This window comes from Mycolicibacterium frederiksbergense (genome assembly GCF_012223425.1).
Lineage (GTDB): Bacteria > Actinomycetota > Actinomycetes > Mycobacteriales > Mycobacteriaceae > Mycobacterium > Mycobacterium frederiksbergense.
This window is the reverse complement of sequence record NZ_CP038799.1, coordinates 3,877,216-3,902,774: the sequence shown is the minus strand read 5'-3', so window position 1 is coordinate 3,902,774 and position 25,559 is coordinate 3,877,216. Positions and strand designations below refer to the sequence as shown.

Here is a 25,559-nt window from a genome sequence, read left to right as displayed (position 1 = left end):
GTTTCCAAGGTCAGGAGCCTCCAACATTTCCAGGGCGATTCATAGCGCTGTGGCGTGGTTGTGTACGCAGGTCACGTACTTGTCTGGGTAAATCGCTGGGTCGCTACTGGCCATCAGCTTGCGGAGCCGGCGCTCATCGGTGATCACCGTGCCGGAGTACCGGGCGTGCTGACCGAACTCTGTCAGGCGTCGCTGCGCTTCGGCCGTAGCGGGCCCGGCGAGGTTGGTGTGTTCGTGTTGGTCGATCATCGCGAGGAGGGTTTCGCTGCGGGCGATGGCCTGCTCGGACTCGACCTCGCCGCGAAACCCGGAGTCCGAGGTGCCTGCGTAGCCTTCGAACATTTAAATGCTTAAGTGACGGTAGGCGATTGCTCCGGCGATGGAGCCGTCGGGGCGGCGAGCGATGAACCAGGCCAGCGTGCGGCGAAACTGTGGTGTCGTGAGCCACCACGCCCGCCCGTTGACGTTAGGGATACCGTCGTTGCGGCCGCGCTCACCGCAGTAATCGTTGACCCAGGTGATGAATGCGTTGAGATTGGTCACCGCCCAACTTGAGGTCGTTGCCCTGATCTGGCCGCCGCGCGAGGACTCAGACTGAATCAACGGATGGTAGGCGAACAAGAGTTCCGTCGCGGCAGGCTGCATCCGTTCGAGCACGCTAATGGCGCGGGCGGCTGGTGCCCCGACGACCCACGTTGCCTCGATCCCGCGCGGGTCGTTCTCGCCCTCGAAGGCGCGGCTGGAGACCTTGTAGCGGTAGATGCGTCCGGTGTCGTCTCGTTGTACATGGAGGCAGCCACGGCGCAGTTCTTTGATCTCGCCGTCACGCATACCGGAGAGGAAGGCGATGACGACGTACGCGGCGGCCTGCAGGAGCGTGGGAGGACGTGACGAGCCGCTACGGGGCGTTGCCTCCTGTCGCGACAGGACAGAACCCCACTCCGGCAACCGAATCGATGAATGCGGCCAAGGACTGCACCATCAAGATGTTGGCGTACACGCCGTACACAGTTGAACAGCAACTCAACGCTGCCCGCGACCTGTTGACCGGTGACTTCCGCGATTCGTACACGTCGCTGATTAACGACGTGGTGATTCCCGGCGCCCAGCAGCAGCAGATCTCCGCCGTCGCCTCGGTGCCTGCCGCGGCGTCGGTATCGGCCGACCCGAAGCACGCCGTGGTGCTGGTCTTCGTCAACCAAACCGTGGTCGTCGGACAGGATCCCCCGCCCGACAACGCATCCAGCGTCCGCGTGACGATGGAGAGATCGGTGACCGCTGGCTCATCTCGGAGTTAACCCGTCTGACGCTCGAACTCCGAGACCGGTGCTGCCGACTCCGAGCGCGAGCACCGCGGCGATCGACGCCGTTTGATGCGACGGTGACCGCGCTCACTGAATTTCCCCACTGACGCTCATCGAAATTCCCCACCCGTGTGGCTCCGCCGAGAAGGGCGGGCCTCCCTCGAAGCTGCTGGTGTCTGACGCCAGTTGCTCCATCGAAGGAGGCCCGCTTTCTCATGCTCACATGGGAGGACGATGTGGAAGTGCATGCCCTGCACAAACGTGGTTGGACGATCTCGGCGATCGCCCGCCACACCGGCTTCGACCGCAAGACGGTCCGCAAGTATCTGGCCGGTGACGGCACGCCCGGGGTCCGCGCCCGGCCTGATCCTGATCCGTTCGATCCGTTCGTCGACTACGTCACCGCGAGGTTGACCGAGGACCCACATTTGTGGGCCCGCACCCTGTTCGATGAACTGGAGGGCCTGGGGTTCGGGTTGTCGTATCAGAGCCTGACCCGCAATATCCGCGCCCGCGATCTACGCCCGGTGTGTGAAGCGTGCCGGACGGCCACGCAGCGGCCGAACGCGGTGATCCCGCACCCGCCGGGTGAGGAAACTCAGTGGGACTGGCTGGAATTGCCCGACCCGCCCGAGTCGTGGGGCTGGGGCAAGACCGCGCACCTGCTGGTCGGCTCACTGTCGCATTCCGGGAAGTGGCGCGGCTATCTGGCGCCCTCGGAGGATCAGCCGCATCTTGTCGCCGGCCTGGATGGCGTCGCCCGCGGCCTGGGCGGATGCACCCGGGTGTGGCGCTTCGACCGGATGGCTACGGTGTGTGACCCCGGTAGCGGTCGGGTGACCGCGTCGTTCGCCGGGGTGGCCAAGCACTACGGGGTGTCGGTGGCGATCTGCCCGCCGCGGCGCGGTAACCGCAAGGGTGTGGTGGAGAAGGTCAATCACACCGCTGCGCAACGTTGGTGGCGCACCCTGGCCGACGAGACCACCGTCGAGGCGGCCCAGGCCAACCTGGATCGCTTCGCCCGGGTCCGTGGTGACACCCGACTGCGGGCCACCGCTGACGGCCGCTCCTCGGTTGCCGTCGTGGCCAAGGCCGAATCGCTGCAGCCCGTGCCGGCGACCCCGTATCCGGTCATCGTCTCCGAGCGTCGGACCGCGTCACGGCAGGCATTGGTGCCCTACCGCGGCAACCGTTACTCGGTGCCCCCGGAACTGGCCGCCGCCCAGGTCGTGGTGTCCCATCCGGTCGGTGGCGAGTTCTGCGACATCGCCACCACGAGCGGGATCATCGTCGCTCGCCACCGGATGGCCGCCGACGGGCTTGGGGTGATGGTGCGTGACAGCGGGCATGTCATCGCCTTGGACACCGCGGCGATGGCCACCGCAGCGACCGGGCGGCCGCATCGCCGCAAGGAACGCATCCCACCGGGACCGGCCGCCAAAGCCGCTGCCGCACAACTACTCCGGATCGAACAGGCCGAAAGTTCCGCTCATCAATCTCACACTCCGTCAACCGCTTCCACCGTCATCGATCTGTCCGCCTATGAGCGGGCCGCCCAGAACAGGACCATCCAATGACCTCCACCCCACGCACCCCGAAGACCACCACCACGACCACCGCCGAGGAGTCGCCGTCAGCGGCGGCGAGTCGCTATCAGCAGCTGCGCTCGCACCTGGCCGAGCTGAAACTGGCCGCGGCCGCCGAAGCGCTGCCCGCGGTGCTCGATCAGGCCACCACCGAAGGCCTGTCGCTGACGGTCGCCCTGGAGCGGCTGCTGGCCGTCGAGGTGAATGCCAGCACCGCCCGCCGATTGGCGGGCCGGCTGCGGTTCGCCTGCCTGCCCACCCCGGCCACCCTGGCCGATTTCGACGTCGACTCCGCCGCGGGGATCGACCGCAAGCTCATCGACGAGCTGGGCACCTGCCGTTACCTGGAGTCAGCGACCAACATCCTGCTCATCGGGCCACCGGTTATCAACGGGTAGCAACACGCTCGAATCTATGTATGTGACAAGGGGGTTGATGCGGGGCAAGTCATCGTTGTTGCCGGTTTATCGGCGGGTGTTCTTCAACGTGAAGGAACGGCAACGATGGCGTATCCGGTGGCTGTGTGTCCTGCGGGTGGGCAGCGGACGTGGACTGTGCTTGGCGAGGACTTCGCAACGGTCGGTCCGATCGAGGAGTGGATCGAAGCTCACCGGCACCTGTGGTCACCGAACACGGTGCGTGGTTATGCGACGTCGTTGGCGCAGTGGTGGAGCTTCCTGGAGCAACGCGGACAGACCGACGGTTGGCGTGATGTCGGTGTCCCCGCGTTCACGGCGTTCCTGTCCTGGCAGCGCAATGGCCGCACGGTTGAACATCGGCTGACCGGGTCTGGCCCGACGCCGACCGCTGCAACGTTGGAAGTCCGCCTGGCAGCGGTGATTTCGTTCTACCGTTGGCATCAGGCCGTGTCCGGGGTGGCGGTAGCGGGACGGCTCCTTCGTGGAGCACCGCGGCACCGACCGGCGCGAGGCTTGCTTGCGCATCTGGATGCGCGTTCGGCCCCGGTCGCGTCATCGCTGGTGCGCGTGCGCCGCGACCGCCGCCGCGACAGACCGCCCGTGCTCCTGCCCGAGCAGATTCAGGCGATCCTGGATGGCTGCGCGGTCTTCGACGCCGAGTCCGGATCGTGGCGAGGCAACCTGCGCGATCGGTTCGTGTTCGCCCTGTTGGCCGAGACCGGGATGCGTCTCGGGGAGGCGCTGGGTCTGCGGATCGGCGAGTTCGTGCTTGGCCGCGGCGGCACCGCGTATGTGCAGATCGTGCCCCGCTCGGATAATCCCAACGGGGCGCGGGTGAAGATGATGCGACCGCGACGGGTCTATGTCGGGGCCGACCTCGAGCGGCTGTTCGCCGACTATCTCACCGATATCGCCTGCCGGGCAACCGAAGGCGGCATTGCTCTTACGGACACGTCGCCGCTACTGGTGAATGTGTTCCGACCACCGTTGTTGGCCGCATTGCGAGAGACGACGGTCCGGGAGAAGGTGGCCACGCTGCGTCGGCGCTGCATCGGGCCACCCGGGTGGACGCCGCATTGGTTCCGCCACACCCATGCCACTGCACTGCTGCTGGCGGGGACGCCGGAGTGGGTGGTCTCCCGACGCCTCGGGCACGCCCACGTGCAGACCACCCTTGACCTCTACGGCTGGGTTCGCGATGACGAAGCCCTGCGAGCAGCAGCCAACTGGGCGTCCTATGCCAGCAGCTGGCGGGTGGCCGAGTGATCGACGAGCATGGCCACCTGCGCCTGCGTAGTGCCGAACACCTCGATCCGATCTGGCGACTCTTTGACGAGCTGCCAGCACAGTGGCGTGGCCCCGTGCTCGGGCCCGGTATCGAGAACTGGGCGTCGATTACCGAGAATGATTGGCCGCATTTGGATCTGAGCGAATTACCCGATCCGTTCGCCGCGGAGCTGGCGTGGATGGCGCACTGGCAGGCCGGTGATGGCACCCGTGTCTCGGTGTTGGCGATGGCGCAGTTGGCCAACATGATTCGGCGGGCAGTTACCGAGGGCCGTGATTTCCCCTCGTCGATCCGGGCGATGGATTACGACGCCGCCGCGGTGTTGCAGAGCTGGTTCTATCTCAGCAGGGGCAAGCGACTGCCCTCACCCCGAGGTCGGGGCCGGGTGCACGCTCTGTTCGGGTTCGCCCGGCACGCCCTGATCGCCGCCTGCCACGACGGCCCGTGGTGGCACCTGGACTTCTGGCACCCGCGCTGCGATCCGCGGATACCACTGACCGATCGTGAACCGGTCGCCAACTACGGCTGCGCACCCGGAGATATACAGCTTCCGTGGTTGCGGGCCGCGGTGAAGTGGCACCTGGGCACGATGCTCGAATCCGGGGCGCTGCGCTGGACCACGGTCAGCCAGGAACGCATGCGCAGCTTCCGCCGGTTCGACAACTGGCTGACCGCCAGCTTCGACGACCCGACTGGCATCCTGGGCGACCCAACGAGCGCGGTCGAACAGGCGGCGGCGTTCGCGCGGTGGACCGCCGTGGCAGCCAACCGCGTCACCCGCCAATCCGACACACGCCACCTCGGAAGAACAGTGCCGATCCGGGGAATCAACGACGACCTGCGAGCGGTGGCCGGCCTCTTGGACTTCATTGCCGCCAATCCCGGGGAGGCTCGCAGCGTTCTCGGTGCCGAGCCCTGGCAACGAGTGAGCGCAGCACACGCCTCCAGCTGGTTCGGCCGGGTCACCCGGATACCGCATCAACGCGGTTTCAACGATGCGAACTACATCGATGATCACGCACTCGCGCAGATCACTGCGGCGCTGCCGCTGATCGGGTTGCCGCGCACCGAGCAGATGACCATCACCCGCGGCGACGGCACCACCCTCACCGCCAACGGACTTGACGACCCGCAAGCGATGCGGATGATCCTGCTGCAGATCCTCACCGGCCGGCGGGCCAGCGAGATCCGCACCTGCGACTTCGACTGCCTTTCGGCTGCGCCCGCCACTACCGCAGCGGCCGAGGGCGATGGCCAAATGCTGACCAGGTTCCGCTACGCGCAGAGCAAGATCGATGTCGCACCCGACATCATCCTCGTCGACCGCGAGGTCACCGAAGTCATTGCCGAACAACACCGTTGGCTCCAAATCCAGCATCCAGAAGGCAGCAGGCGGTATCTGTTCGCGCGGCGTCTGGGCAACCGCCGCGGTGACAAACCCTATCCGGCAGGTACCTACAACTGGGTGCTGCGCAGCCTCAGCGACCTCGTTCAGATCACCGACGCCAAGGGCCACGCCGTGCGGTTAAGCCACACTCACCGCTTCCGCCACACCCGGCTGACCCGACTGGCCGAACTCGGTCTGCCGATTCACGTCCTACAGCGCTATGCAGGGCACGCCACCCCCACCATGACGATGCACTACATCGCCGCCCGCGACGAACACGCCGAGCAGGCATTCCTGGCCACGGCCAAGCTGCGATCCGACGGCACCCGCATCCAACTCTCCAGCGACGACCACGACAGTCTGCACCTGTTCCGCCGCGCAGACCGGTTCCTGCCCAACGGGTGGTGCATGCTGCCACCGCTGCAATCCTGCGACAAAGGCAACGCCTGCCTGACCTGCTCAGTTTTCGTCACCGACCACACCCACCACGACGTACTGCAACGTCAACTCCGCGAGACCACCGACCTGATCGACCGGGCCACAACGGAATTCGAACAGCGACACGGCCATCCCATGCCCGAGGACAACGTCTGGCTGATCCGCCGCCGAGCTGAACACCACGCGCTTACCCGACTCCTGGCCGCCCTCGACGATGCGCCCGGCTCCGCAGCCCACGGCGCGACAACCCAGTGTCATCGAGCCAGCGCTGGACCAGTCCCGCTGACTCTCGATCTCACCGCCCACCGCAGGAGCACCCCATGACCGACTCCCGAGAACGCCGCATCACCGCACTCACCCAAGCAGCGAAAGCCAAGTCTCAGAACAAGACCCGAGACGCTGAGCAGGCCATCCGCCGACTGGTCAAACGTGGCGACCCGATCACTTTCCAGGCCGTGCAACGCGAAGCGGCCGTCTCTCACGCCTTCCTCTACAACCATCCCGAACTGCGCAAACGAATCGAACATCTGCGCGGCACCCGCCCCAAGGCCCCCGCCGACCAATCCGTGGACACCGACAGCACGCTCGTCATCACGCTGACCCGCCAGATCGCCGAACTCAAGAAACAGCACCACCAGCAACTCAAAGCACTCCGCGACGCACTCGAACGAGCACACGGAGAGAACCTCGACCTACGGCGCGAACTGGCCCGCCGCGGCATCCAGCCCTCGCCTAACGTCGTATCGATCGCAACAACGTCCTGAACAGGCATAACACGGTCATTCTGCGTTCGAACCTTCGATAACGGGTGGAACCGGGAAGACCCACCTGTCCGTCGGATTGGCAAGAGCTGCCGCACATGCCGGCTACCGGACCTACTTCACCACCGCCGCGGACCTGGCCGCACGCTGTCATCGCGCTGCGATCGAGGGACGCTGGGCGACTACCATGCGGTTCTTCGCCGGCCCGACGCTGCTGGTGATCGATGAGCTGGGGTACCTGCCGTTGCCCGCCGAAGCCGCATCGGCGTTGTTTCAGGTCGTGTCCCAACGATATTTGAAAACATCGATCGTGATCACCACCAACCGCGGGGTGGGATCCTGGGGTGAGATCCTCGGCGACACCACCGTCGCCGCCGCCATGCTCGACCGCCTGCTGCACCGCTCGGTCGTCATCAACCTCGACGGCGAGTCCTACCGGCTACGCGACCATCATGCCGCCGCGGAAACCCTGCGCCGAACAACCACCGGCACCCGCCAACAACTACACTGACCGCTGCTCACAGGTGAGGAATTTCGGCGAGCACAGCCGGGGATTTTCGATGAGCGCCGTCAACGGATCTGGTGCGTCGAGAAGGCTTTGGTGCGTTGCACGCAAGTGAAGGCGCAACGCTTGAAAGTCACTGGTGCTAGGACTGACCATTAGCCCAACGGAGCCGCCGTTATCCACGACGTGTGGGGCCGTACTTCGGTGACACCCAGAATAATTGCAGCCCCACATATTTAGGCGTGGTACAGGCACAATCAGGTGTTGGCTGGCGGCGGTTCTCTTGTGCCAGAACTTGCCGCAAAGGCAAAGCCAACGCGTTCAAGTAGCACAGACTTATCGGAGGTACGCCTCCACATCGTCGCCGTAGCGGCCAGCGTGACTTCACCTGCTTTTCCAAGCCGACGACAAAGTATCGGCGTCGGTATGCGCACCATCGCCGCCGACTAGTCCTAATAGCCGCGGCGAATGAGATAGTCGTGTTGGCCGTTGTGTAGCTGCTTATTTGGGACGCTGCGTCGGACCTCTGATCTCGAGCACCGCTGCTGCGGCTTCAGCACGCGAGTTCACACCGAGCTTGCGCAGTATTTGGCGATGTGGAACTTCACGGTGCTTTTGCTGATTGACCCGTCCCGGCGTTTCAGGAGACTGTTCTCGTTGTCCCCGCCTTTGGTGAGGTGCGTCTGTGATCGTAGTAGAGCTTCTCGACGGCTTCGGGGTGAAGTCGTCGAGATACTTGTGCGGGCGTTCGGTGTTGAAGCACACGACCCATTCCGCGGTCGCCAGCTCGGCCTGGTTCACGCCACGGGCCCTGTCGGCGGACGATTTCGTTCTGAACGATCCGACGGTGGTCTCGGCCAATGCGTTGTCCAGGGGGTCATGGTGCTGCGGCTCTGGCGAGAACGCGCCCTAAGGCCAATGCTCCCGTGCGCACGGCTGGGGCGAGGAGTTCAGGTCTGAACTGTTCGGTCGGAACGGACACCGATAGGGCCGCGATTGGCTGGCCGTCCAGCAGAACTGGGACGGCGACACAGCATCCGCCGAGTGCAGATTCCTCGCGTTCGACCGCAACTCCGGTACGGCAAATGTCGTCGAGTTCGCGGGCAAGTTTCTTGGGGTCGGTGATGGAGTTCACGGTGTAACGACGCAAGGGTTGGGCGAGGACCTCGATGCGCAACTCCGCGGTCTCGGATGCGAGTAACGCCTTGCCCACCGCAGTGCAGGTAAGGGGGAGCCGTCCGCCGATCTGTGAGGGCAGCGGTAGCGGAATGTGGCCGGACAGCTTCTCGATATACACCGCATCGAATCGATTGCGCACGGCCAGGTGCACCGTTTGGCCGGTCACGGCGTACAGGTCTTGCATGAACGGCATCGCCGCCGTGCGCAGACGGTGCTTCACGGCGACGCGTTCGCCGAGTTCGAACAGGCCGATTCCGAGTTCGAAGGTGTTGCCGGAGCGGCCGATCCATCCAAGCGTGGCCAGGTCAACGAGGAGGCGGTGGACTGTCGAGCGAGCAAGTCCGGTCCTGGTGCACACTTGGGCCAATGTCAGCGCGGATCCGCCAGGGAATGCGTCGAGCACCAGCGCGGACTTCTCCAGCTGCGACAACAACCCATCCCGTGACATGGGATTTATCCTAGCCACGGTCGCGAGGCGTCCATAGCGTGGTTGTCATGACATCGGTGTGTTCCCAGGCGATCAGCGAAGCGGCCGATCGGCTCGCTCAGGCATCGAAGACGGGCGAAACGTGTGCGCCAATTCGTGATCTGATCGGACGGGAGGACATCGACGCCGCGTATCGGGTGCAGTCTCGCAACATTGAGGTACTGCTGGCGTCGGGAAGGCGCATCATCGGACGCAAGATTGGGTTAACGTCGCCGGCGGTGCAGCACCAACTCGGGGTCGATCAGCCCGACTTTGGGGTGCTGCTCGACGACATGGATTGTACGAACGACACCGCGGTGGACATCACGCGTTTGCTGCAACCCAAGATCGAGGCCGAGATCGCCTTCGTTCTTCGAGCCGACATTGCCGAGCGGATCACTGCTGAGCAGGCGCCGGAGTTCGTGGACGGGGTCTTCGCGGCATTCGAGATCGTCGACAGCAGAGTGGCGAACTGGGACATCAGCCTCGCAGACACCGTCGCTGACAATGCGTCGGCGGGACTCTACGTGCTGGGGGAGCGAGTGGACCGAGTCGATGCTCCCGACCTCGCCGAGGTCACGATGACCGTTAGCGCAGACGGAGCAGAGGTCTCGCGAGGCAAGGGGGCGGACTGCCTGGGTAGTCCGTGGGAAGCATTGGCGTGGCTGGCGGCGACCAGCTTGGAGTATGGGGCGCCGTTGCGGTCAGGCGACGTGATCCTCTCCGGTGCGCTCGGACCGATGGTTCCTGTCACTGCCGGATCGACGTATACGGCAACGATATCCGGAATCGGCAGTGTCACTGCCAGATTCACGACCATTTCGAGCGAGGCCGGTAAGCCATGAGTCACTCCAAGGTCGCAGTCATCGGTTCGGGCAACATCGGTACCGACCTAGTCGTCAAATTGAAGAAGTTGGCGACCAACGTCGAGATCGCTGTGTTGGTCGGCATCGACCCGTCGTCGGATGGTCTGGCTCGTGCCCGCCGGATGGGTATCGGCACAGTCGACACCGGTGTGCAGGGTTTGATCGAGCACGCCGAATTCGATGAGATCGACATCATCTTCGATTCCACGTCGGCGAAAGCGCATCTCGTCAACGAGGAAGCGTTGCGTACCTTTGGCAAGCGGCTGATCGACCTGACTCCCGCTGCAGTCGGTCCCTACGTCGTGCCTGCCGTGAATCTCGACGACCACTTGGGTGCGCCGAACGTCAACATGGTCACCTGCGGCGGTCAGGCGACGATCCCTATCGTCGCGGCGATCTCATCGGTCACGGCGGTGCACTACGCCGAGATCGTCGCCTCGATCGCGTCGAAATCGGCGGGTCCGGGAACACGGTCGAATATCGATGAATTCACCCAAACCACCTCAGCGGCAATCGAAAAGGTAGGCGGAGCAGCACACGGCAAGGCGATCATCGTTCTCAATCCCGCGGAGCCACCGTTGATCATGCGCGATACCGTCTTGGCTCTCGTGACGGATCCCGATCAGAACCGCATCAGGCAGTCGGTTATAGACATGGTGGAGAAGGTGTCGGCCTACGTGCCGGGCTACCGACTCAAACAGGAAGTGCAGTTCACCCAGCTCGACGACGCCGAGTCCGTCGCGACCCTGACCGGAGGAGTCGACAAGGGGCCCGGGCTGTGGAAGGTGGCGGTCTTCCTAGAAGTCGAGGGTGCCGCGCACTACTTGCCGGCCTACGCCGGCAATCTCGACATCATGACCTCGGCGGCACTACAGGTGGCCGAGCGGATCGCGGCGAACACTGTGCAGGAGGCCACGCGATGACTGAGACGGTTAGCCGGCCCCATGCGACTGAGGGTGCGGCGCTCTACATTCAGGACGTCACACTGCGCGATGGTATGCATGCCATGCGCCACCGGATCAGTCCGGAGAAGGTCGCGGCGATCGCAGGCGCACTCGACACTGCCGGAGTCGACGCCATCGAAGTCACCCACGGTGACGGCCTGGCCGGGCACAGCCTGACCTACGGTCCCGGGAGCAACACCGACTGGGAATGGATCGAAGCGGCCGCAGACGTCGTACACCGCGCCAAACTCACGACTCTGCTGTTGCCTGGGGTCGGGACGGTCCGCGAACTCGAGCACGCCTACAAACTGGGGGTGACCTCGGTCCGGGTCGCAACGCACTGCACCGAGGCCGATGTCTCGGCACAGCACATCGGAACGGCCCGCGAACTGGGCATGGATGTTTCCGGGTTTCTGATGATGTCGCACCTCGCCGAACCCTCACATCTGGCTGCCCAGGCCAAGCTGATGGAATCCTATGGCGCGCATTGCGTTTATGTCACCGATTCCGGTGGGCGGTTGACGATGGGCAGTGTCCGGGACCGGGTGCGTGCGTATCGCGACGTGCTCGATGCCGGTACGCAGATCGGCATTCACGCGCACCAAAATCTGTCGTTGTCGGTGGCCAATACCGTGGTGGCCGTTGAGGAAGGTGTCACCCGGGTTGACGCCTCGCTGGCCGGTCACGGCGCCGGGGCGGGCAATTGCCCGATCGAGCCGTTCATCGCCGTGGCCGATCTCCATGGCTGGAAGCACAACTGTGATCTCTTCGGGCTGCAGGACGCCGCCGACGACATCGTCCGACCGCTGCAGGATCGGCCGGTCCAAGTCGACCGGGAGACCCTCACCCTGGGATACGCAGGCGTGTACTCGAGCTTCCTGCGTCATGCCGAAGCCGCCGCGAAACAGTACGGCCTCGACACTCGTGCGATCCTGCTCGCGGTCGGCGAACGCGGACTAGTCGGAGGACAGGAAGACCTCATCCCCGACATCGCGCTCGATCTACAACAGAACTTACGCCGATAGCATGTCGTGATTTGGGCGCGAGGCATCTCCTTTGCCGAAGAGGCTGCTGCGCAGCAGACTTCGTGAATCAGATGTCAGTCACATCCGTCGAGCCGATTACGACGCTTGGCGGACCGGGCACAGAGGATGTGTCTCCGAGTCGCGTGTGAGTAAGGCCGCGAGGCATGCGTGTGCTTCTCATCATGATCTGACGGCCCGGTGTGTGTGAACACGAGAGGCGTGCGCGCCGCCGCGGCTAGCTGCACCGACATTGAGTGTAGAGCGCGGGTGTCAGGTCGTCGCTGCGGGTCAGACGTAATTGTCCTAGGTGCGTTCGCTGTTCGTAGGCAGAGATAACCAGGCCGACGCCGCCGGCGGCGGCGGGGACGAGAATTCCCTGCATGTGCAACACAGGGAACGCAAGCGACGCAATCCCATCGCCCAACCCGCCGCTACGGCATCCGGGTCCCCTCGAAGCCGCCGTCTGACCCGAAACGCACAGTGCCGTACCGACATCCCCTCCGTAGTACTCCTCGGCCCCCCGCAGGCTCACAGGTCATTTTCCAGTCCGACCAGGCAGCCTCGGGCGCGATCGAGCGACCACTTACACCCCGCGTGGAGTTGGCCTGGGGCGGGTCGACGTGTGCACGGTTCCGTCGATGGGATGAGGGCATTTACACAGAACCCTAAATTTCCATCTTTGGACATTCTAGGAATGTATGATACACATGGCTATATTGTCCGCTCGCCGAGAGGAAGCTCGAAATTGCTCCAACATGATTCAATCTGGGTGAGCTTGCTTGGAGCGGAAACACGCTTCGTAGATGTCGACGGCGTCCGTACCAGGACAATTCAGGCAGGGGAAGGTCCGGACCTCATTCTCATGCACGGGGGAGGCGGTCACGCCGAAGCCTTCGCCCGCAATGTGACGGCGCTGTCGCGTCATTTCCGAGTGCATGCGCTGGACCTGTTGGGTCACGGTCTCACCAGTGGTTGTGAGGTCGCCCCGAAGCGTAAGGACTATGTCAGTCACCTACTCGGATACATGGACCAGGAAGGCATCGACCGAGCCCACCTGGTGGGCGAGTCGTTAGGAGGTTGGATCGCGGCGTGGACTGCGTTGGAACATCCCGACCGTGTCGACCGGTTGATCTACGTGTGCGGCGCGCGGTTGACGCTAGAGGTCGGCGCCGATGCCGAGGCTCGCACCGCTGCCGGGCGCGCAGAGCTTGCCCGGGTCACCCGGCAATTCCTGGCTGACCCGAGTCCGGCGAATGTGCGGGAGAGGATGGCGTGGCTTTTCCACCACCCTGACCGCGACCTGACCGATGAACTGGTGGCGCTGCGGTGGGCGCTTTACCAGAGCGAAGAATCGCGGTCGGCACTGACGAACGCGACGGCGCCGCCCTCAGCGGCGACTGCTGAGGACAATCTCACGGCTGAGCGATTGACCAGCTTGACCAGGCCCACGCTCGTGCTGTGGACGAGTCACAATCCCTCGGCGACGGTGGAATTCGGACGGCGGGCAGCCGAGCTAATTCCCGGCGCTGAATTCGCATTGATGGAGGATTGTGGCCATTGGCCGCAGTGGGAACGGCCGGAAGAGTTCAACCAAATCCTCACCAATTATCTTCAAGGTGATCGCGAGTCCCGAGGGCAACGTTGATGGAGACAATCGGTTCCAAAACCGGCTCGGCGCTGCCGATAGACTCCTCGGCCTTCTACGACGAGGCGGTGTACCAGCGGGAACTCGACTCCATCTTCAAGCGGTCGTGGCTTTTCGTCGGCCACGAGTCCATGATCCCCAAGCCCGGTGACTTCCGCACAACCTATATGGCCGACGACGCCGTGATCGTATGCCGGGACAAGGAATCTCGTGTTCGTGTGCTGCTGAACAAATGTCGGCACCGGGGCAATAAAGTCTGTCAGTTCGACATGGGCAACGCGAACATCTTTCACTGCAGCTATCACGGCTGGAGTTACGACACTGCCGGACGGCTGCGCAGTGTTCCGCTAGCCGAGAGCGCCTACGGGCCGCAGTTTGATAAGGCCAGCATGGGCCTCGTCTCCCCCCGGGTAGCTACCTACAAAGGACTTATCTTTGCTTGCTGGGATCAGTCGGCGCCGCCGCTGGAAGAATATCTGGGGGAGGGCCTGCTGTGGTACCTCGACAACTTTCTACTCGATTGTGACCCCAACGGCCTGCAGGTCGTTCCCGGCCTGCACCGCTACCTCATGCCCGTCAACTGGAAGTTGTTGGCCGAGAACTTCGGCGGCGACCAGTATCACTTCGCTGCCACTCACGGATCGGTTTCCGCACTGTCGAAAGCTGGGCAGACTGCCCGCATCAACTTTTCGATAGACGAGGGCAGCACTACAGCGTGGTTCTCGACGGCTGCGCGCCCCATGGGTTGCTGCAACTGGCAGTCGGTAAGAATTTCTATCAGGACGATCTCGCCCAAGCCGAAACGCTGGGTACCGAAGCAGTCGACTGGCTAACCGAGCGGCAGCGCCTGCAAGACGAGCGGTTGGCGACATCCCCCGTGCAGCCCTACAGCTTTCACGTAGCCAATATCTTCCCAAACTTCAGCATGATTGGCATGGGCACGGCTTTTTACGGTCGGGGATTCATCATGTGGCAGCCTCGGGACCGCGGTTGACCGAGGTTTGGGAGTGGTGTTTGGTGGAAAGCTCCGCGCCCCGTGCTGTCAAGGAACGTATGGTCTTCGTCTTGAGTCAGCGGCAATCGGCGGCCGGTCTCGTGACGCCCGATGATCACGAAAACTTCGAACGATTGTCTGACGCCCTTGACACCGGAGTCGCCCGGGATGTGCCGTTCAACTACTCACTCGGCGAGGACGTCGAACCAATGGAGTCGCTGGTTGCGGAGTTACCCGGCAATGTCAGGCCGCAGATCAGCGAAGCCTATCAGCGCGAGTTCTATCGGCACTGGCACCGAACTATGACGGAGCCGGCCTAGCCATGGAGACCAGCCAGTTGGACGTGGAACTGCGGCTGCGAATAAACGAATTCTATGCGCGGGAGACCATGCTTCTCGATGATGGGCGGCTGGACGAGTGGCTGGGCTTATTGGCGCCGGATGTCAGATACACGATGCCATTCCCAGAGTCCAGCACGCATCCGGTCGACGATGATGACGGCCTACCGCCGTTTCTGTTGTTCAACGACGACTACGAATCGCTGAAGCTGAGAATTGCCCGGCTGGCTACTGGGCTCGCTCCCGGGGAAACTCCACGCACGATCACTCAGCGCATTGTCAGCGACATCCTGGTCACCGATGTGTCCGATCAAGAGTTCAGCGTCCGATCCAGCGTCATGGTGTTTCTCGTACGCCATGAACGCCACGAAAGCTTCTTTATCGGCAAACGACAAGACGTTCTACGCCGAGACAAGCACTCGGGCCTGCTGCTGGCCGCCCGGGTCATCACCCTGGCTCATAGCGTTCTGCCACGAGCGATTTCGATCTTCTTCTAATGCCCAGTCGTTCACTAGCTCTCAGTTAGGTCGCACACATGACAGATGTCGCTTCACGCGAGCTCGGCCTGGGATTTCTCGGAATCGGTCAGGCAGTCGCCAGAATCTTCCAGCAGTACCCGGACATGTCGACGCTGCCGTATCGGGTTGTGGCGGCTGCGGATACCCGATCACACTCGCTCGCCCGCTTCGCCACCGAGTTCGCAGGCCACACCTATACCGACGCAGAGCAACTGTGTGCCGATCCAAGCGTGGACGTCGTCTACATCGCCACCCCTCCCGAGCTGCATCGGGAGCATGCCCTGATGGCCGCACGTCACGGAAAACACATGATCGTCGAAAAGCCGTTGGCCATGTCGGTCGACGATTGCACTGCAATGGTTGAGGCGGCCCAGGCGGCGGGCGTGCAGCTGATGGCCGGCCACACACACAGCTTCGACGCGCCGGTGCGAGCGATGGCCGAACTTGTACGCAGTGGCGATCTCGGCGAGTTGCTCATGGTGAACACCTGGAATTTCAATGACTTCAATCGGCGACCGTGGCCGACTTCGGAGTTGCGCTCGACCAGCGGGCCAGTTCTCAACCAGGGGCCCCACCAGGTCGATATCGTGCGGCAGATAGTCGGCGGTGTGGCCAGAACAGTGCGTGCGTCGACACTTTGGGACGACGTCCGGGAATGCGTCGGGGGATACACCTGTCATCTCGGATTCGAATCAGGAGCTTCCGCCACGCTCGTCTATGACGCGAGGGCGTTTTTCGATGTCGCGGAGTTGCACTCGTGGGTGGCAGAGGACGGCGGCCGCCGCAGCCCCCAAGCCAACCAGCGAGTAGCCAATAACTTCGCTGCGCTCAGTCAGAACCCTGACCAACTTGAAGTCGCACTGGAAGCTCAGAAGGAGCAGGGCCGCTACGGTGCTGCGACGACGACCGAAGAGTCACAGGAGCTCTGGGGTTACTCCGCCCCCGGAGAGATTGTGCACCACCCCTACTTCGGCCTGACCGTGGTTTCCTGCGAACGCGGCGCGATCAGGCAGTCGCCCGACGGGCTGGTGGTGTACGGGCAGAACGGATTGCAGGAAATACCGGTCGCGCGCACCATGCGGGGCAGGGCCGCAGAGTTGGCTGAACTACATCGGGCGATCACTGAGGACCGCCCTGTTCAGCACGACGGTCGCTGGGGGCGCGCGACGCTAGAAGTATGTTTCGCCATCCTGCAGTCAGCCCACGAAGCACGCGAAGTCGTTCTCTCCCACCAGGTATCGCTGTGACTTCAGATGAGGAGAAATCGTGGGTGAGATTGTAGCCGGTTACGCGTCGTCCCATGCCTTCACTTTCATCCCGCCTCCCAGGTGGGAAGGCTTCCGCATAAAGAACAGGCAAAGCTACACATTGCGACGCGGTAAGACCCCACCTCGCCTGAGGAAAGACGAAGAACCATTCGACGACGCTGCGGCGCGTTACGCGCACATCGAGAACGGGCTTCAAAGGCTGCGTGACAGCATCAGACAAGACCGACTGGATTGCCTGATCATCATCGGTGACGACCAAAACGAAAACTTCGACGGATCGGCACTGCCCCAGATAGCCATCCACACCGGAGAGGGGTTCACAGTGTCTGACCGCTTCTTGCCAGACGCGCGGTTTTGGAAAAGTTCGCCCGAGCTCAGTAAGGACTTGAGTGAGCACACTGTCGAGGCCGGATTCGACGTCACCGCAGTCACCGATTTTCGTGAGACCACCTTGCACTCACACGCCCATGGCGAGATTGTGGCCAATATCCTTGGAGACCACCCAATCCCAGTGGTGTTGGTATTCCTCAATGCCGTGCACACGCCGTCGTTATCGCCCAAACGGTGCTTCGCGCTCGGCCGCGCAATCGCCGACGCCGTGCGGTCACGCCGCCCTGCAGACGAGAGGATAGGTCTCTACGCGTCCGGTGGGCTGTCACACTTCACTGCCGGCTATCCGTGGGCTGCCTACCATGGGCCGCACGTTCACGGTTCAATCGACGACGAGTTCGATCGCCGCACCCTGAAGTGCCTTGCTACCGGAAACGGCTACGAGCTGAGCAAACTGACCAGCGAAGACCTGCTCAACAGTGGCAACATCGAGCTGAGATCGTGGATATGTGCTGTCGGCGCCGTCGGCGGCAACACCCCGTGGGCCAGCGTCTATGAGCCCATTCCCCGCGCCCTGATGGGAATGGCCGTCGCCTGGACTAATAGTGACCCGGACGATGTATCCTCTCAGGGTTGAAACACGCACTCCCCACGGCGAATTGAAGCGGGGCGCAGATGTGCTGACATGGCGGGGTCACTCATCCGCCGCCCGATCGCTCGGCGGACGCTTGTTCAGGTGGCGCGTCGCTGCCTACGGCGATCGATTCATCGACGAAACCAGAAGCCAGAATGGCCTTCAGGAGACGACCCACACCGACATTGGCACCCACACGATGTTGCTGGCGGCTTATCGGCAAGTCGCCGACGATCTTACCCGTTGACTCGACGGCACATGAACCATAATCTCTGTATAACAGAGTTGATTTCTACCAAAAAGATGCCCGGGCGCTTGAGTCCCGGCACTGGATCGCTGTGCAGCCGGTGATCGCTTCGTAGTGCGGTGTTGGGTAATGAGCGCCGATGATTCCTGCACTGGCGTCGCCACCAGGTTCATCCTGGCGCCGCTTCAGCTTCGTTGCCCCCCGGCAACCGCCGCCCAACGGAGACGGACGAGACGGAAGTGAGACCGATGGTAATAATCGTGCCCGGCAGCGCTCATCGCGCTTTGCGCGGAGCATCTGCGGACGTCGTTATCGCCTCCACGGAGTGCGCCGATACCGAAACCCTGAGCTGCCGATGAGCTCCACCACTTCGGGGACGGGTTTCGACCCTGAACGACAGGCGATCGCGCTTGCTTGCCGCGTCCTCGCGGCGCGCGACTTGGCGCCAGGCATCCTCGGCCACATCAGCCTGCGCGTCGACGGGGATCGGCTGCTGATCCGATGCCGCGGTCCCCGGGAGCGCGGGCTAGCGTTCACCACCGCAGAGGACATCCGTTTGGTCACGTTGGACGGCACCGAGGGTGCCGCGGGAGAATTCGATGACGGTTACCAGCCCCCGAACGAGTTGCCGCTGCACACCGAGGTGCTTCGCGCCCGAGGCGATGTCAATGCTGTGGTGCATGCGCATCCCGCAGCGGTAGTTGCCGCCGATCTCGCCGGTCTGGCTGTCCGACCGATCGTCGGAGCGTTCGACATCCCTGGTTTTCGGCTTGCCGCGGGTGGCGTGCCCGTGTATCCGCGGGGAGTGTTGTTGCGGAATCGGCAACTCGCCCAGGAAATGGTTGCTGCCATGGGCGATCGACCGGTGGTTATTCTCCGCGCGCACGGGCTCACTAGCGTTGCCGAAACTGTCGAGCGGGCGGTGATACAGGCGATCAGCGTCGACACCATCTCGCGTTTGTCGCTTCAGATCGCTTCTGCGGGTGGCGCTCTGGCTGAACTGACAGACGATGACGCTGCAGAGCTTCCAGATCTCGGTAACGCACTAAACGACACCATCGCATGGCGTCATGAGCTGGGGCGCCTGGAAAACCATCGGTCCTAGAGAGTTCTGCGGGACAACTGGCGCGGCCATGCTGGCCGAGCTGATGGCGGAGGTAACGCTGGTGCCGATATCGCGGTGCGACGGTAAGGAGTCAGGCAACTCGGCTATGGCCTGGTCTGGCCTGCGGCGGCCTGCGATAACGAGCTGCGGATCGCCTTTTGCGTGTCGGTCGGATATGCCTCCAAACAATCGATGAGTTCATCCAGTCGTGCAAGCAACTGCTGTCTGTGCCGCGGTTTGATACCGGCAAATACTGTCTGCAGGAAGTCGTAGTGACCGGGCAGAAACTCGGTCAAGAACTGATTGCCCTTCTTCGATATGGTGACCACCACCGAACGGCGATCGCGGGGATTTACCTTGCGTGTGACAAAGCCTGCCTTGGTCAGGCTGTCGACGACACTCGTCAGGCTGGCTTGGCGTACGGAAATAGAGTCCGCTAGTGCGCCCATCGTGATCGGCCTCTCGGCCCGCTTGAGGACGGTGAGGACGTTGAACTGGCTCATCGAAAGGTCGACCGGGGCCAACTCCTCGGCGGCGACCCGACCGAACGCCGTTACGGCACGGTAGAGCGCGAGCGGAAGCGCCAGCGACAAGGGGTCGTAATCCGGTCCGGCTTCGCGGGTCTTGGCCGCGACCTGTGCGGCCATCGTCAAATTCTCGGTACTCATGAGTCCCTTAGCTGTTTGAGTCGCCGGCTGAGCAGGCAGCTTTACCGATGGTGATCGTACCGGCAGATGAACGGTTGTCTTACTTTCCGCATGTGAACATTCTGCCGCCTATAAATCACTGTCAATACAGCAGGCTGCGTCGTACCGTCACGACGTAGGTCCGGCCATGGGAGCCATCGAACGGATTTGTTGAAGGAGTTCTGCACTCTCGGGGTAGGGGCGTTTTCGAAAGGGCGTCACGCCGACGGTTTGGAAGAAGTCCACCACGACGGCGAGCGTTCTGCTGCGGATACCGGCGGTCGTCGCCATTTTCTCAGCCAGCGCGGAATCTTTTTCGATGGTGCTAGCGGGGGCGCGGTTCCTAACTGACTCGGTGTCGTGGCGGAAGTACGCCGCCGCCGTCCTGAGACCCGAGTCCCCCCCGCTGCACTCCGCGATCGCGTCGGCTACCTCGCCGGCATTCAATCCCATCGCCTCAGCGATTAAGAGGGCTTCCGCCGAAGCGAGATACCAGCTGTACTTGACGTGCTGGTTGAGAAGCTTGGTGGCATATCCCGCACCTCGATGGCCGCAGTACACCAAGGTGCGCGAGACGGCGGCGAGGACATCGGCATCAGGGCCGAGCACCCCGCTTGGCCCTCCGACCAGAACGGTCATGTTCGGCGCCTTTCGGCTGACGGGGCAATCGACAAAACGCCTCCCAGCCGCGTCGTAGGCCTGACCGATGATCGCTGCAACCTCGGGATTACAGGTCGACATATCCAGCAGGGCGGCCCCGTCGGCAAGGCCGGCCAGGACACCTCGCTCCGACCCGAGCGCCACCTCCAGCACCTGACTCGGCCCCGGGAGGAACGTCAAAACGACATCACATGCGCCGGCCAACTCACGCGCGTCCGCAGCAGCCTCGGCGCCTAGCTCCACAAGTGGGCGTAACACGTCGGGCCGAATGTCGAAACAAACCACCGAATGGTCCGTCGCGAGAAGCGACGCCGCCAGCGCGGAACCCATGCCGCCCAGACCGATCACGCCGACCCGCCTCATGACAGCAGCCGGCCCAACGCCACCTTCTGCGCCGGCTGTCAACACTTTTGGCATACCACGGCGCCGTGTGCGTGCTGAGAAATCAAAATGACGGCTATTGCAATGCCGGATCGGCGAATTCGACCCTGTTTCGCTTCGCGGCCTCGATGAGGGCTCTCACGTCGCCGGGGCCGTTGGACGCGGCATCCACATCGGAGAAGAAATCCAGCGCGCCGCCCGGGGTAGACGAGGTCGTGATCCACCGGGCGCCGTCAGAGAGAACGCGATAGGCGTGCACGACGCCGGCCGGCACTCGAATCGCCTCACCCACCTGCAGGGTCGCTTCTTCGCCGCCGCGGCTTACCCACAGCACGCCCTCGAGCACCACATAGCTTTCATCCCAGGGATGCTGGTGCGGAGGCGGTCCAGATGATTCAGGTGCGCGCACATCGAACATCTGGTAGCCGTCGCCGACGAGAAGCGGGCGCATTTCCTCTGTCATCACTTTCAGGGCGGTCACGTCATCGGCACGCCGCTTCGGTTGGAGCGAAGTAGACAATCCAGCTGCCCCCTCATCGGTCGCGACCCATCAAATATGTTTAGAGAAGAATATATTTTGCCGTGCTGAAGGTCAAGGGTTCAAGGACACGGTCCGGCTTCATAGAATGATCGACAGGTTCTTAGCGAGTAAGACTGTTTGGTCGAGGAGTAGCCGGCGACGGCACAGTTGCCAGTCACCGGCGACGCGGCGCAACCGGTCCTTGCGCCGGCCGACCAGCAAATCAGTCTCATCGGCGACCCGGTTTCGATACACCAGGAACCGGCAACTCACATCGACTTCCGCGCCGTCTACTCCTTCAATACGCACGTTGGTAACCAGGTGTGACACTCGCGAGACGGGTTCTTCGGCCCAGTGCAGGCCAGTCATCAGCTGCTCCACCCGCAAAGCGACGGTCTCCTTTTTCTCGTCGAACCAGCAGATGTCGTGACCTTCCTGAGTCTGCTCCAGCTGCGCGAGGTCGTCGTAGGCGACGTTCGCCCGCAGGGGAACGGAATACTCGTAGTCCTCGGTGAGCAGACCGAGCCATTCGGAGTAACGTCGTTCGTCGAGCAGGTCGGCTTCCCGATAGAGGAAATCGGCGATTTCGGCCTGAAGCAGCAACTTCTCTACCGCATCCTGCCTCGTGGAAATTTCACCGCCCGTTGCACTCACGACCGTGCGGCTCTCTCGTCGGATTTGGCAAGTTCGATGAGTTGAGGCCACGAGAGGTTGTCGGTGAACTCGGCCCATCGCCGGTAAAAGGCGCGTGCATTCACCTCGCCTGCGATGGGGTGGTGAGAATGCACAGCCTGGTCGAGCGCACTGGGAGTTTCCATATCGAGACCCTGCTGATAGTTGTAGGGATAGCGCCGGGCTATCACGCCCTGGCTGGCCTGCGTCGCGTAATTCCAGTTCTCCATATCGTCTTGCTCCGTCATCCCTCCAGGACCCGAGTAGCGCATGTAATAGCGGCGCAGCCAGTCACGTACATCATCGGGTGCGTTCTTGTCGATGAGGTACCACCGCCACACTTCGGTTTCGGTGGGGCTGATCGGGTGTGACACCAGGATCGTCCGCGGAAAACCGGCGGAGAACGACATATTGGGGAACATCGTCGCTGGGCCACGACCACCGAGCTGTCTGCCCTGCGCCTGCAGTCGCTCCTTGCGGACCGCCCACGCCTGGGAGAAGTACTCACTCAAGGCCGGTTCTTCGGCGAACTCAGGATAGGGAATCTCATACGCCAGATTGTCCGACGCGCCATGGCCCATCCGAAACGACGTCTTCACACGGCCCTTCGAAAAACCACCCTGATCCTGTCGTTCACCGTGACGTCGTGAATTTCTGCCACCCGGCCCGATGCCCACCTGTTCAACCGAGGCATGGGTCGTCGCCCCGTGATAGGTATCGCCCAAGAAATTCTCTGACACGAATTTCCAGTTCGATTTGATGCGCCACTTCTGCACCCCACGGAACACCTCGGTACCACCTTCGGTGCCATCAAAAGCATCAGACAGGTTATCCAGCCAATGATGAAAGCCCCCGACGTACTCATCGAAATCCGGGGCCGCTGGATCCCAGCACGCGAATACCAGGCCCTTGTAATTGTGCACCTTGGCAGCCCTGACAAGTCCCCAGGCCGCTTTGTCAAGGCCGTTGCCGTAGGCCATGCCCTGCTGCGGCACACCGTGCAAATCCCCCGGGGTGGACACCAGCGAACCGTCCATCGAGTACGACCAGCCATGATAGGGACAGGTGAACTGGAGCGCGCGACCCTCGTCGTAGCGACACACCGCCATACCCCGATGTCGGCACGAATTGAGCAAGACATTCACACCACCCTGAGCGTCACGGGTCAACAGCACCGGATCCGAGCCCATCCTCGACGAGAAGAACTGACCCGGCGCAGACACCTGCGTGGCATGACCCACAAACAACCAGCTCCGCGGAAACAAATACTCCAACTCACGGTTGAAAATCGAAGCATCGGTGAAGATTTCCCGACTGATCTCCCCGCGATCGACATCGACGAGACTACGAGCGGTCGTGTCCGAACCGCCTGAAGTACTCATTTTTAACGTCATCGGTACCTTTCCCTTGCTGTAATGCCCGAATCACCCCGAGACAGCCGTAACTCAAATCACCACAAACCGTCACCGCGTCTGCCGGGCACCGATCTCACGCGTCGAAGTGGAAGTGGAGCCAGATCCTGATTGAGGATGCAATACACGAGAACTCATGTCGGTTGAGACTCAAGGACATTCGACGATCCGACTCGTCTCCACCATGCATCCGACCCCCTGATACTTGCGCCGTTCACGGCCGTCTCACTCAGGCCGTTTCGAGGCGTAGAGCCGAGACGGGGCAACTGCGAATCGCAGTGACAATCCGCGCCTCATCGCTCTCGGCTACCGTGTCATCAAGAATGACAACAGTTCCCGTATCACCGATGTCAAAGACGTCGGCCGCTGCAACGACACAGTTCGCGTAGCCCTGGCAGACCTCCACGTCCGCCTTGATAACACTCATCGGAACCCTCCTTCTCCTACAGAACTCTGATCAGCATTGCTTTTTGCCGTTGAGATGAATGGCGGCAACCCCTTGCGCCGCTTGCCGATCCCCGGCGAAGACACCGAATTGGAGATCTACGACGTCTGCGCCGGCCTGCGCATGCTTGCCGGTCACCGTCCATCGCGCCTGCACCACGTCGCCCGGGTGAACCGAGGCACTCATCTTAAACGGACCCAGCTGCACCAACCTGCCGCGAAGGCCCATCCATCGACGAAGCCCGGTCTCGAAAAGGGCTTCCAGGCCACGAGTATTGAAGATGATGTCGGCAAGCCCCGCGGCATGAGCGGCCGCGGCGCTGTGGTGTATCCCGGAAAACATGCGATCCGCGGCAATGTTCATCACCATGCGCTGGTAAGTCAGGGCCAAGGCCGGCCCGCGCACTTGCGCACCGACCGTAACGTCGTCGAACTCGAGTGGCGTGTTCCAATCGACACCGGTATCGGCATCGTCGACGGGGCGTGGGCTCCGACCTCGGTCGCCCTGCTGGGCGCGGGCCGAAGTGCCGGGCTCAGGCCTGGAGGCGTCGTCTGGGACGTAGTTGAAGACGGTATTTCGGTTGCGCGCGACCAGTTCTCCCGAAACCTTCACGTACTCCGACTCGTATTGCAGGAAGACTCCGGTACCCACCCGGGTGCGCTTCTGCTCTACCGAGATGATCGTCGTAGTCCCCTGCAACCTGTCCCCCAAGTACAGCGGTGCGTGGTACTGCCACTCGCTGCTGACGTTGACCGATCGGCTGAACGGCAGAGCCAGCGTGTCGGTGATGTTGCCCGTCATCTCCTGCCCGTCGACCAGATAGGGACTGGGCTGTCCGGGTGCCCAATACGGCGGCAGCCCCCACAGCGGGGTCATCGTCACCGGGGCCACAACGCCGAGGTACCCGTTCGCCTTCGCTGCCGCCTCGTCGTCATGCAGCGGACAGGAAAAGGTGAAAACCTCCAGTTTGCGGCGGATGTCGTTCTGCGTCACCGAGTCGGCGCCCCGGAATCCGATCTTCTCACCGACACGATCGCGTAACTCGTCAGCGGCGGTCATCGCCCCGCACTTCCGCAGCGGGCAGCCGAAATGCCGGCAGCACAACATCATCGGCGACGTGCACATAGACAACCTCGACGGCCGCATCAACCAGCATCGCCGTCCGGTCGGCAACTACGCCCACCATCCGTGCCACCATCCGCACACCCTCATCCATTTCGACGACGGCGCACACGAACGGGACGGCCTGGTCGAACCCGGGATGCAGCGCGCGGTGAATAACCGTGTGGCTGAATACCACTCCCCTGCCCGACGACCTCTGCCAAGACCAAGCGTCACTGCCGCAGCGCGCGCACGTCAGGCGAGGAACGTGACGCCAACGGCCGCACCCTGAACAACGCTGAAACGACAGCTCTTCACGTCGGCAATGCTCATAGAACTGGGCCGTGAGACCCTCCAGGGATGGCAACGGCGGTGCTGCGACATCCGGTCCCGTTCGTGTCACATCGGTCCCCTTGTGAACCGGCCAGTCACAAC

26 protein-coding genes and 4 pseudogenes are annotated in these 25,559 nt (G+C 62.7%); 17 read left to right on the top strand and 13 right to left on the bottom strand.

Features of this window, described 5'->3' with window-relative positions; translation table 11 throughout:
* Positions 1–39 precede the first annotated feature (39 nt).
* The gene (locus EXE63_RS22025; protein WP_011562987.1) at positions 40–342 is read right to left on the bottom strand and encodes a hypothetical protein; all 303 of its coding nucleotides are present in this window, start codon (positions 340–342) and stop codon (positions 40–42) included.
* Positions 343–831 carry a hypothetical protein gene (locus tag EXE63_RS33075; protein WP_234904225.1) on the bottom strand — a complete coding sequence of 163 codons (489 nt, stop codon included), beginning with the start codon at positions 829–831 and terminating at the stop codon, positions 343–345.
* 146 nt (positions 832–977) lie between these two features.
* Here EXE63_RS33075 and EXE63_RS22015 point away from each other — a divergent pair.
* The 7 genes and pseudogenes from EXE63_RS22015 to EXE63_RS21985 all read left to right on the top strand — a co-directional run.
* A pseudogene (locus EXE63_RS22015) lies at positions 978–1,294 on the top strand (hypothetical protein); the annotation flags it as partial.
* 225 nt (positions 1,295–1,519) lie between these two features.
* The gene (locus tag EXE63_RS22010; RefSeq protein WP_168143676.1) at positions 1,520–2,881 is read left to right on the top strand and encodes a Mu transposase domain-containing protein; all 1,362 of its coding nucleotides are present in this window, start codon (positions 1,520–1,522) and stop codon (positions 2,879–2,881) included.
* Positions 2,878–3,273, top strand: a pseudogene (locus EXE63_RS22005) (ATP-binding protein); the annotation flags it as partial. The gene EXE63_RS22010 and the pseudogene EXE63_RS22005, both read left to right, overlap by 4 nt.
* A gap of 120 nt (positions 3,274–3,393) precedes the next feature.
* Positions 3,394–4,575: a tyrosine-type recombinase/integrase gene (locus EXE63_RS22000; protein ID WP_168140271.1), complete on the top strand. Its 1,182-nt coding sequence runs from the start codon at positions 3,394–3,396 to the stop codon at positions 4,573–4,575.
* Positions 4,572–6,746: a tyrosine-type recombinase/integrase gene (locus EXE63_RS21995; protein ID WP_168140340.1), complete on the top strand. Its 2,175-nt coding sequence runs from the start codon at positions 4,572–4,574 to the stop codon at positions 6,744–6,746. Before EXE63_RS22000 ends, EXE63_RS21995 begins: the two co-directional genes overlap by 4 nt.
* On the top strand, positions 6,743–7,186 hold the full coding sequence (locus tag EXE63_RS21990; protein WP_168140339.1) for a DUF6262 family protein: 444 nt from the start codon (positions 6,743–6,745) through the stop codon (positions 7,184–7,186). The genes EXE63_RS21995 and EXE63_RS21990 overlap by 4 nt, the downstream gene beginning before the upstream one ends.
* 46 nt (positions 7,187–7,232) lie before the next feature.
* Positions 7,233–7,694, top strand: a pseudogene (locus tag EXE63_RS21985) (ATP-binding protein); the annotation flags it as partial.
* A gap of 495 nt (positions 7,695–8,189) precedes the next feature.
* Here the strand turns inward: EXE63_RS21985 and EXE63_RS21980 are convergent.
* Together EXE63_RS21980 and EXE63_RS21975 are read right to left on the bottom strand one after the other, a co-directional pair.
* Positions 8,190–8,549 (bottom strand): integrase core domain-containing protein, encoded by a 360-nt coding sequence (locus tag EXE63_RS21980; RefSeq protein ID WP_011562982.1) that lies wholly within the window; start codon positions 8,547–8,549, stop codon positions 8,190–8,192.
* Between the two features lie 16 nt (positions 8,550–8,565).
* A complete protein-coding gene (locus EXE63_RS21975; protein ID WP_234904224.1) occupies positions 8,566–9,297 on the bottom strand; it encodes an IclR family transcriptional regulator in 732 nt (243 codons plus the stop codon).
* A 65-nt stretch (positions 9,298–9,362) separates the two neighbouring features.
* Here EXE63_RS21975 and EXE63_RS21970 point away from each other — a divergent pair, with 65 nt between their 5' ends.
* From EXE63_RS21970 to dmpG, 3 genes are read left to right on the top strand one after another with little or no spacing between them, the layout of a single operon-like run.
* Positions 9,363–10,178 (top strand): 2-keto-4-pentenoate hydratase, encoded by an 816-nt coding sequence (locus EXE63_RS21970; protein WP_041310550.1) that lies wholly within the window; start codon positions 9,363–9,365, stop codon positions 10,176–10,178.
* Positions 10,175–11,122 (top strand): acetaldehyde dehydrogenase (acetylating), encoded by a 948-nt coding sequence (locus tag EXE63_RS21965; RefSeq protein ID WP_011562979.1) that lies wholly within the window; start codon positions 10,175–10,177, stop codon positions 11,120–11,122. Before EXE63_RS21970 ends, EXE63_RS21965 begins: the two co-directional genes overlap by 4 nt.
* Positions 11,119–12,168 (top strand): 4-hydroxy-2-oxovalerate aldolase, encoded by a 1,050-nt coding sequence (gene dmpG, locus EXE63_RS21960; RefSeq protein WP_011562978.1) that lies wholly within the window; start codon positions 11,119–11,121, stop codon positions 12,166–12,168. Before EXE63_RS21965 ends, dmpG begins: the two co-directional genes overlap by 4 nt.
* A gap of 235 nt (positions 12,169–12,403) precedes the next feature.
* Here the strand turns inward: dmpG and EXE63_RS33070 are convergent.
* Positions 12,404–12,556, bottom strand: a pseudogene (locus tag EXE63_RS33070) (hypothetical protein); the annotation flags it as partial.
* A 357-nt stretch (positions 12,557–12,913) separates the two neighbouring features.
* Here EXE63_RS33070 and EXE63_RS21955 point away from each other — a divergent pair.
* The 7 genes from EXE63_RS21955 (at position 12,914) to phtC (ending at position 19,247) form a co-directional block, all read left to right on the top strand.
* The gene (locus tag EXE63_RS21955) at positions 12,914–13,813 is read left to right on the top strand and encodes an alpha/beta fold hydrolase (RefSeq protein ID WP_168145704.1); all 900 of its coding nucleotides are present in this window, start codon (positions 12,914–12,916) and stop codon (positions 13,811–13,813) included.
* The gene (locus EXE63_RS33065) at positions 13,813–14,646 is read left to right on the top strand and encodes an aromatic ring-hydroxylating oxygenase subunit alpha (RefSeq protein WP_234904222.1); all 834 of its coding nucleotides are present in this window, start codon (positions 13,813–13,815) and stop codon (positions 14,644–14,646) included. Before EXE63_RS21955 ends, EXE63_RS33065 begins: the two co-directional genes overlap by 1 nt.
* A 220-nt stretch (positions 14,647–14,866) precedes the next feature.
* Complete coding sequence (locus tag EXE63_RS33060) at positions 14,867–15,127, top strand: SRPBCC family protein (protein WP_234904221.1); 261 nt, start codon at positions 14,867–14,869, stop codon at positions 15,125–15,127.
* Between the two features lie 2 nt (positions 15,128–15,129).
* Positions 15,130–15,642, top strand: a complete 513-nt coding sequence (locus tag EXE63_RS21945) for an aromatic-ring-hydroxylating dioxygenase subunit beta (RefSeq protein WP_168143675.1) — start codon at positions 15,130–15,132, stop codon at positions 15,640–15,642.
* Between the two features lie 38 nt (positions 15,643–15,680).
* Positions 15,681–16,910 carry a Gfo/Idh/MocA family protein gene (locus tag EXE63_RS21940; protein WP_168143674.1) on the top strand — a complete coding sequence of 410 codons (1,230 nt, stop codon included), beginning with the start codon at positions 15,681–15,683 and terminating at the stop codon, positions 16,908–16,910.
* A gap of 19 nt (positions 16,911–16,929) precedes the next feature.
* Complete coding sequence (locus EXE63_RS21935; RefSeq protein ID WP_168143673.1) at positions 16,930–17,898, top strand: DODA-type extradiol aromatic ring-opening family dioxygenase; 969 nt, start codon at positions 16,930–16,932, stop codon at positions 17,896–17,898.
* A gap of 599 nt (positions 17,899–18,497) precedes the next feature.
* Positions 18,498–19,247, top strand: coding sequence for a 3,4-dihydroxyphthalate decarboxylase (phtC, locus tag EXE63_RS21930; protein ID WP_011767986.1), 750 nt, complete (start codon positions 18,498–18,500; stop codon positions 19,245–19,247).
* Positions 19,248–19,351: 104 nt separating this feature from the next.
* Here phtC and EXE63_RS21925 read toward each other — a convergent pair whose 3' ends face one another.
* From EXE63_RS21925 to EXE63_RS21890, 8 genes are all read right to left on the bottom strand, one after another.
* Entirely contained in the window at positions 19,352–19,915 is a 564-nt protein-coding gene (locus tag EXE63_RS21925; RefSeq protein ID WP_168143672.1) for a MarR family winged helix-turn-helix transcriptional regulator, read from the bottom strand.
* Between the two features lie 147 nt (positions 19,916–20,062).
* On the bottom strand, positions 20,063–20,956 hold the full coding sequence (locus tag EXE63_RS21920) for an NAD(P)-dependent oxidoreductase (protein ID WP_168143671.1): 894 nt from the start codon (positions 20,954–20,956) through the stop codon (positions 20,063–20,065).
* Positions 20,957–21,050: 94 nt separating this feature from the next.
* A complete protein-coding gene (locus EXE63_RS21915) occupies positions 21,051–21,494 on the bottom strand; it encodes a cupin domain-containing protein (protein ID WP_168143670.1) in 444 nt (147 codons plus the stop codon).
* A 99-nt stretch (positions 21,495–21,593) separates the two neighbouring features.
* Positions 21,594–22,148 (bottom strand): 3-phenylpropionate/cinnamic acid dioxygenase subunit beta, encoded by a 555-nt coding sequence (locus tag EXE63_RS21910; protein ID WP_011767849.1) that lies wholly within the window; start codon positions 22,146–22,148, stop codon positions 21,594–21,596.
* Entirely contained in the window at positions 22,145–23,560 is a 1,416-nt protein-coding gene (locus tag EXE63_RS21905; protein ID WP_168143669.1) for an aromatic ring-hydroxylating oxygenase subunit alpha, read from the bottom strand. The genes EXE63_RS21910 and EXE63_RS21905 overlap by 4 nt, the downstream gene beginning before the upstream one ends.
* Positions 23,561–23,807: 247 nt before the next feature.
* The gene (locus tag EXE63_RS21900) at positions 23,808–24,005 is read right to left on the bottom strand and encodes a ferredoxin (RefSeq protein WP_036348106.1); all 198 of its coding nucleotides are present in this window, start codon (positions 24,003–24,005) and stop codon (positions 23,808–23,810) included.
* 30 nt (positions 24,006–24,035) lie between these two features.
* A complete protein-coding gene (locus tag EXE63_RS21895) occupies positions 24,036–25,082 on the bottom strand; it encodes an FAS1-like dehydratase domain-containing protein (RefSeq protein WP_168143668.1) in 1,047 nt (348 codons plus the stop codon).
* Positions 25,069–25,527, bottom strand: coding sequence for a Zn-ribbon domain-containing OB-fold protein (locus tag EXE63_RS21890; RefSeq protein WP_168143667.1), 459 nt, complete (start codon positions 25,525–25,527; stop codon positions 25,069–25,071). Before EXE63_RS21890 ends, EXE63_RS21895 begins: the two co-directional genes overlap by 14 nt.
* Between the last annotated feature and the right edge of the window lie 32 nt (positions 25,528–25,559).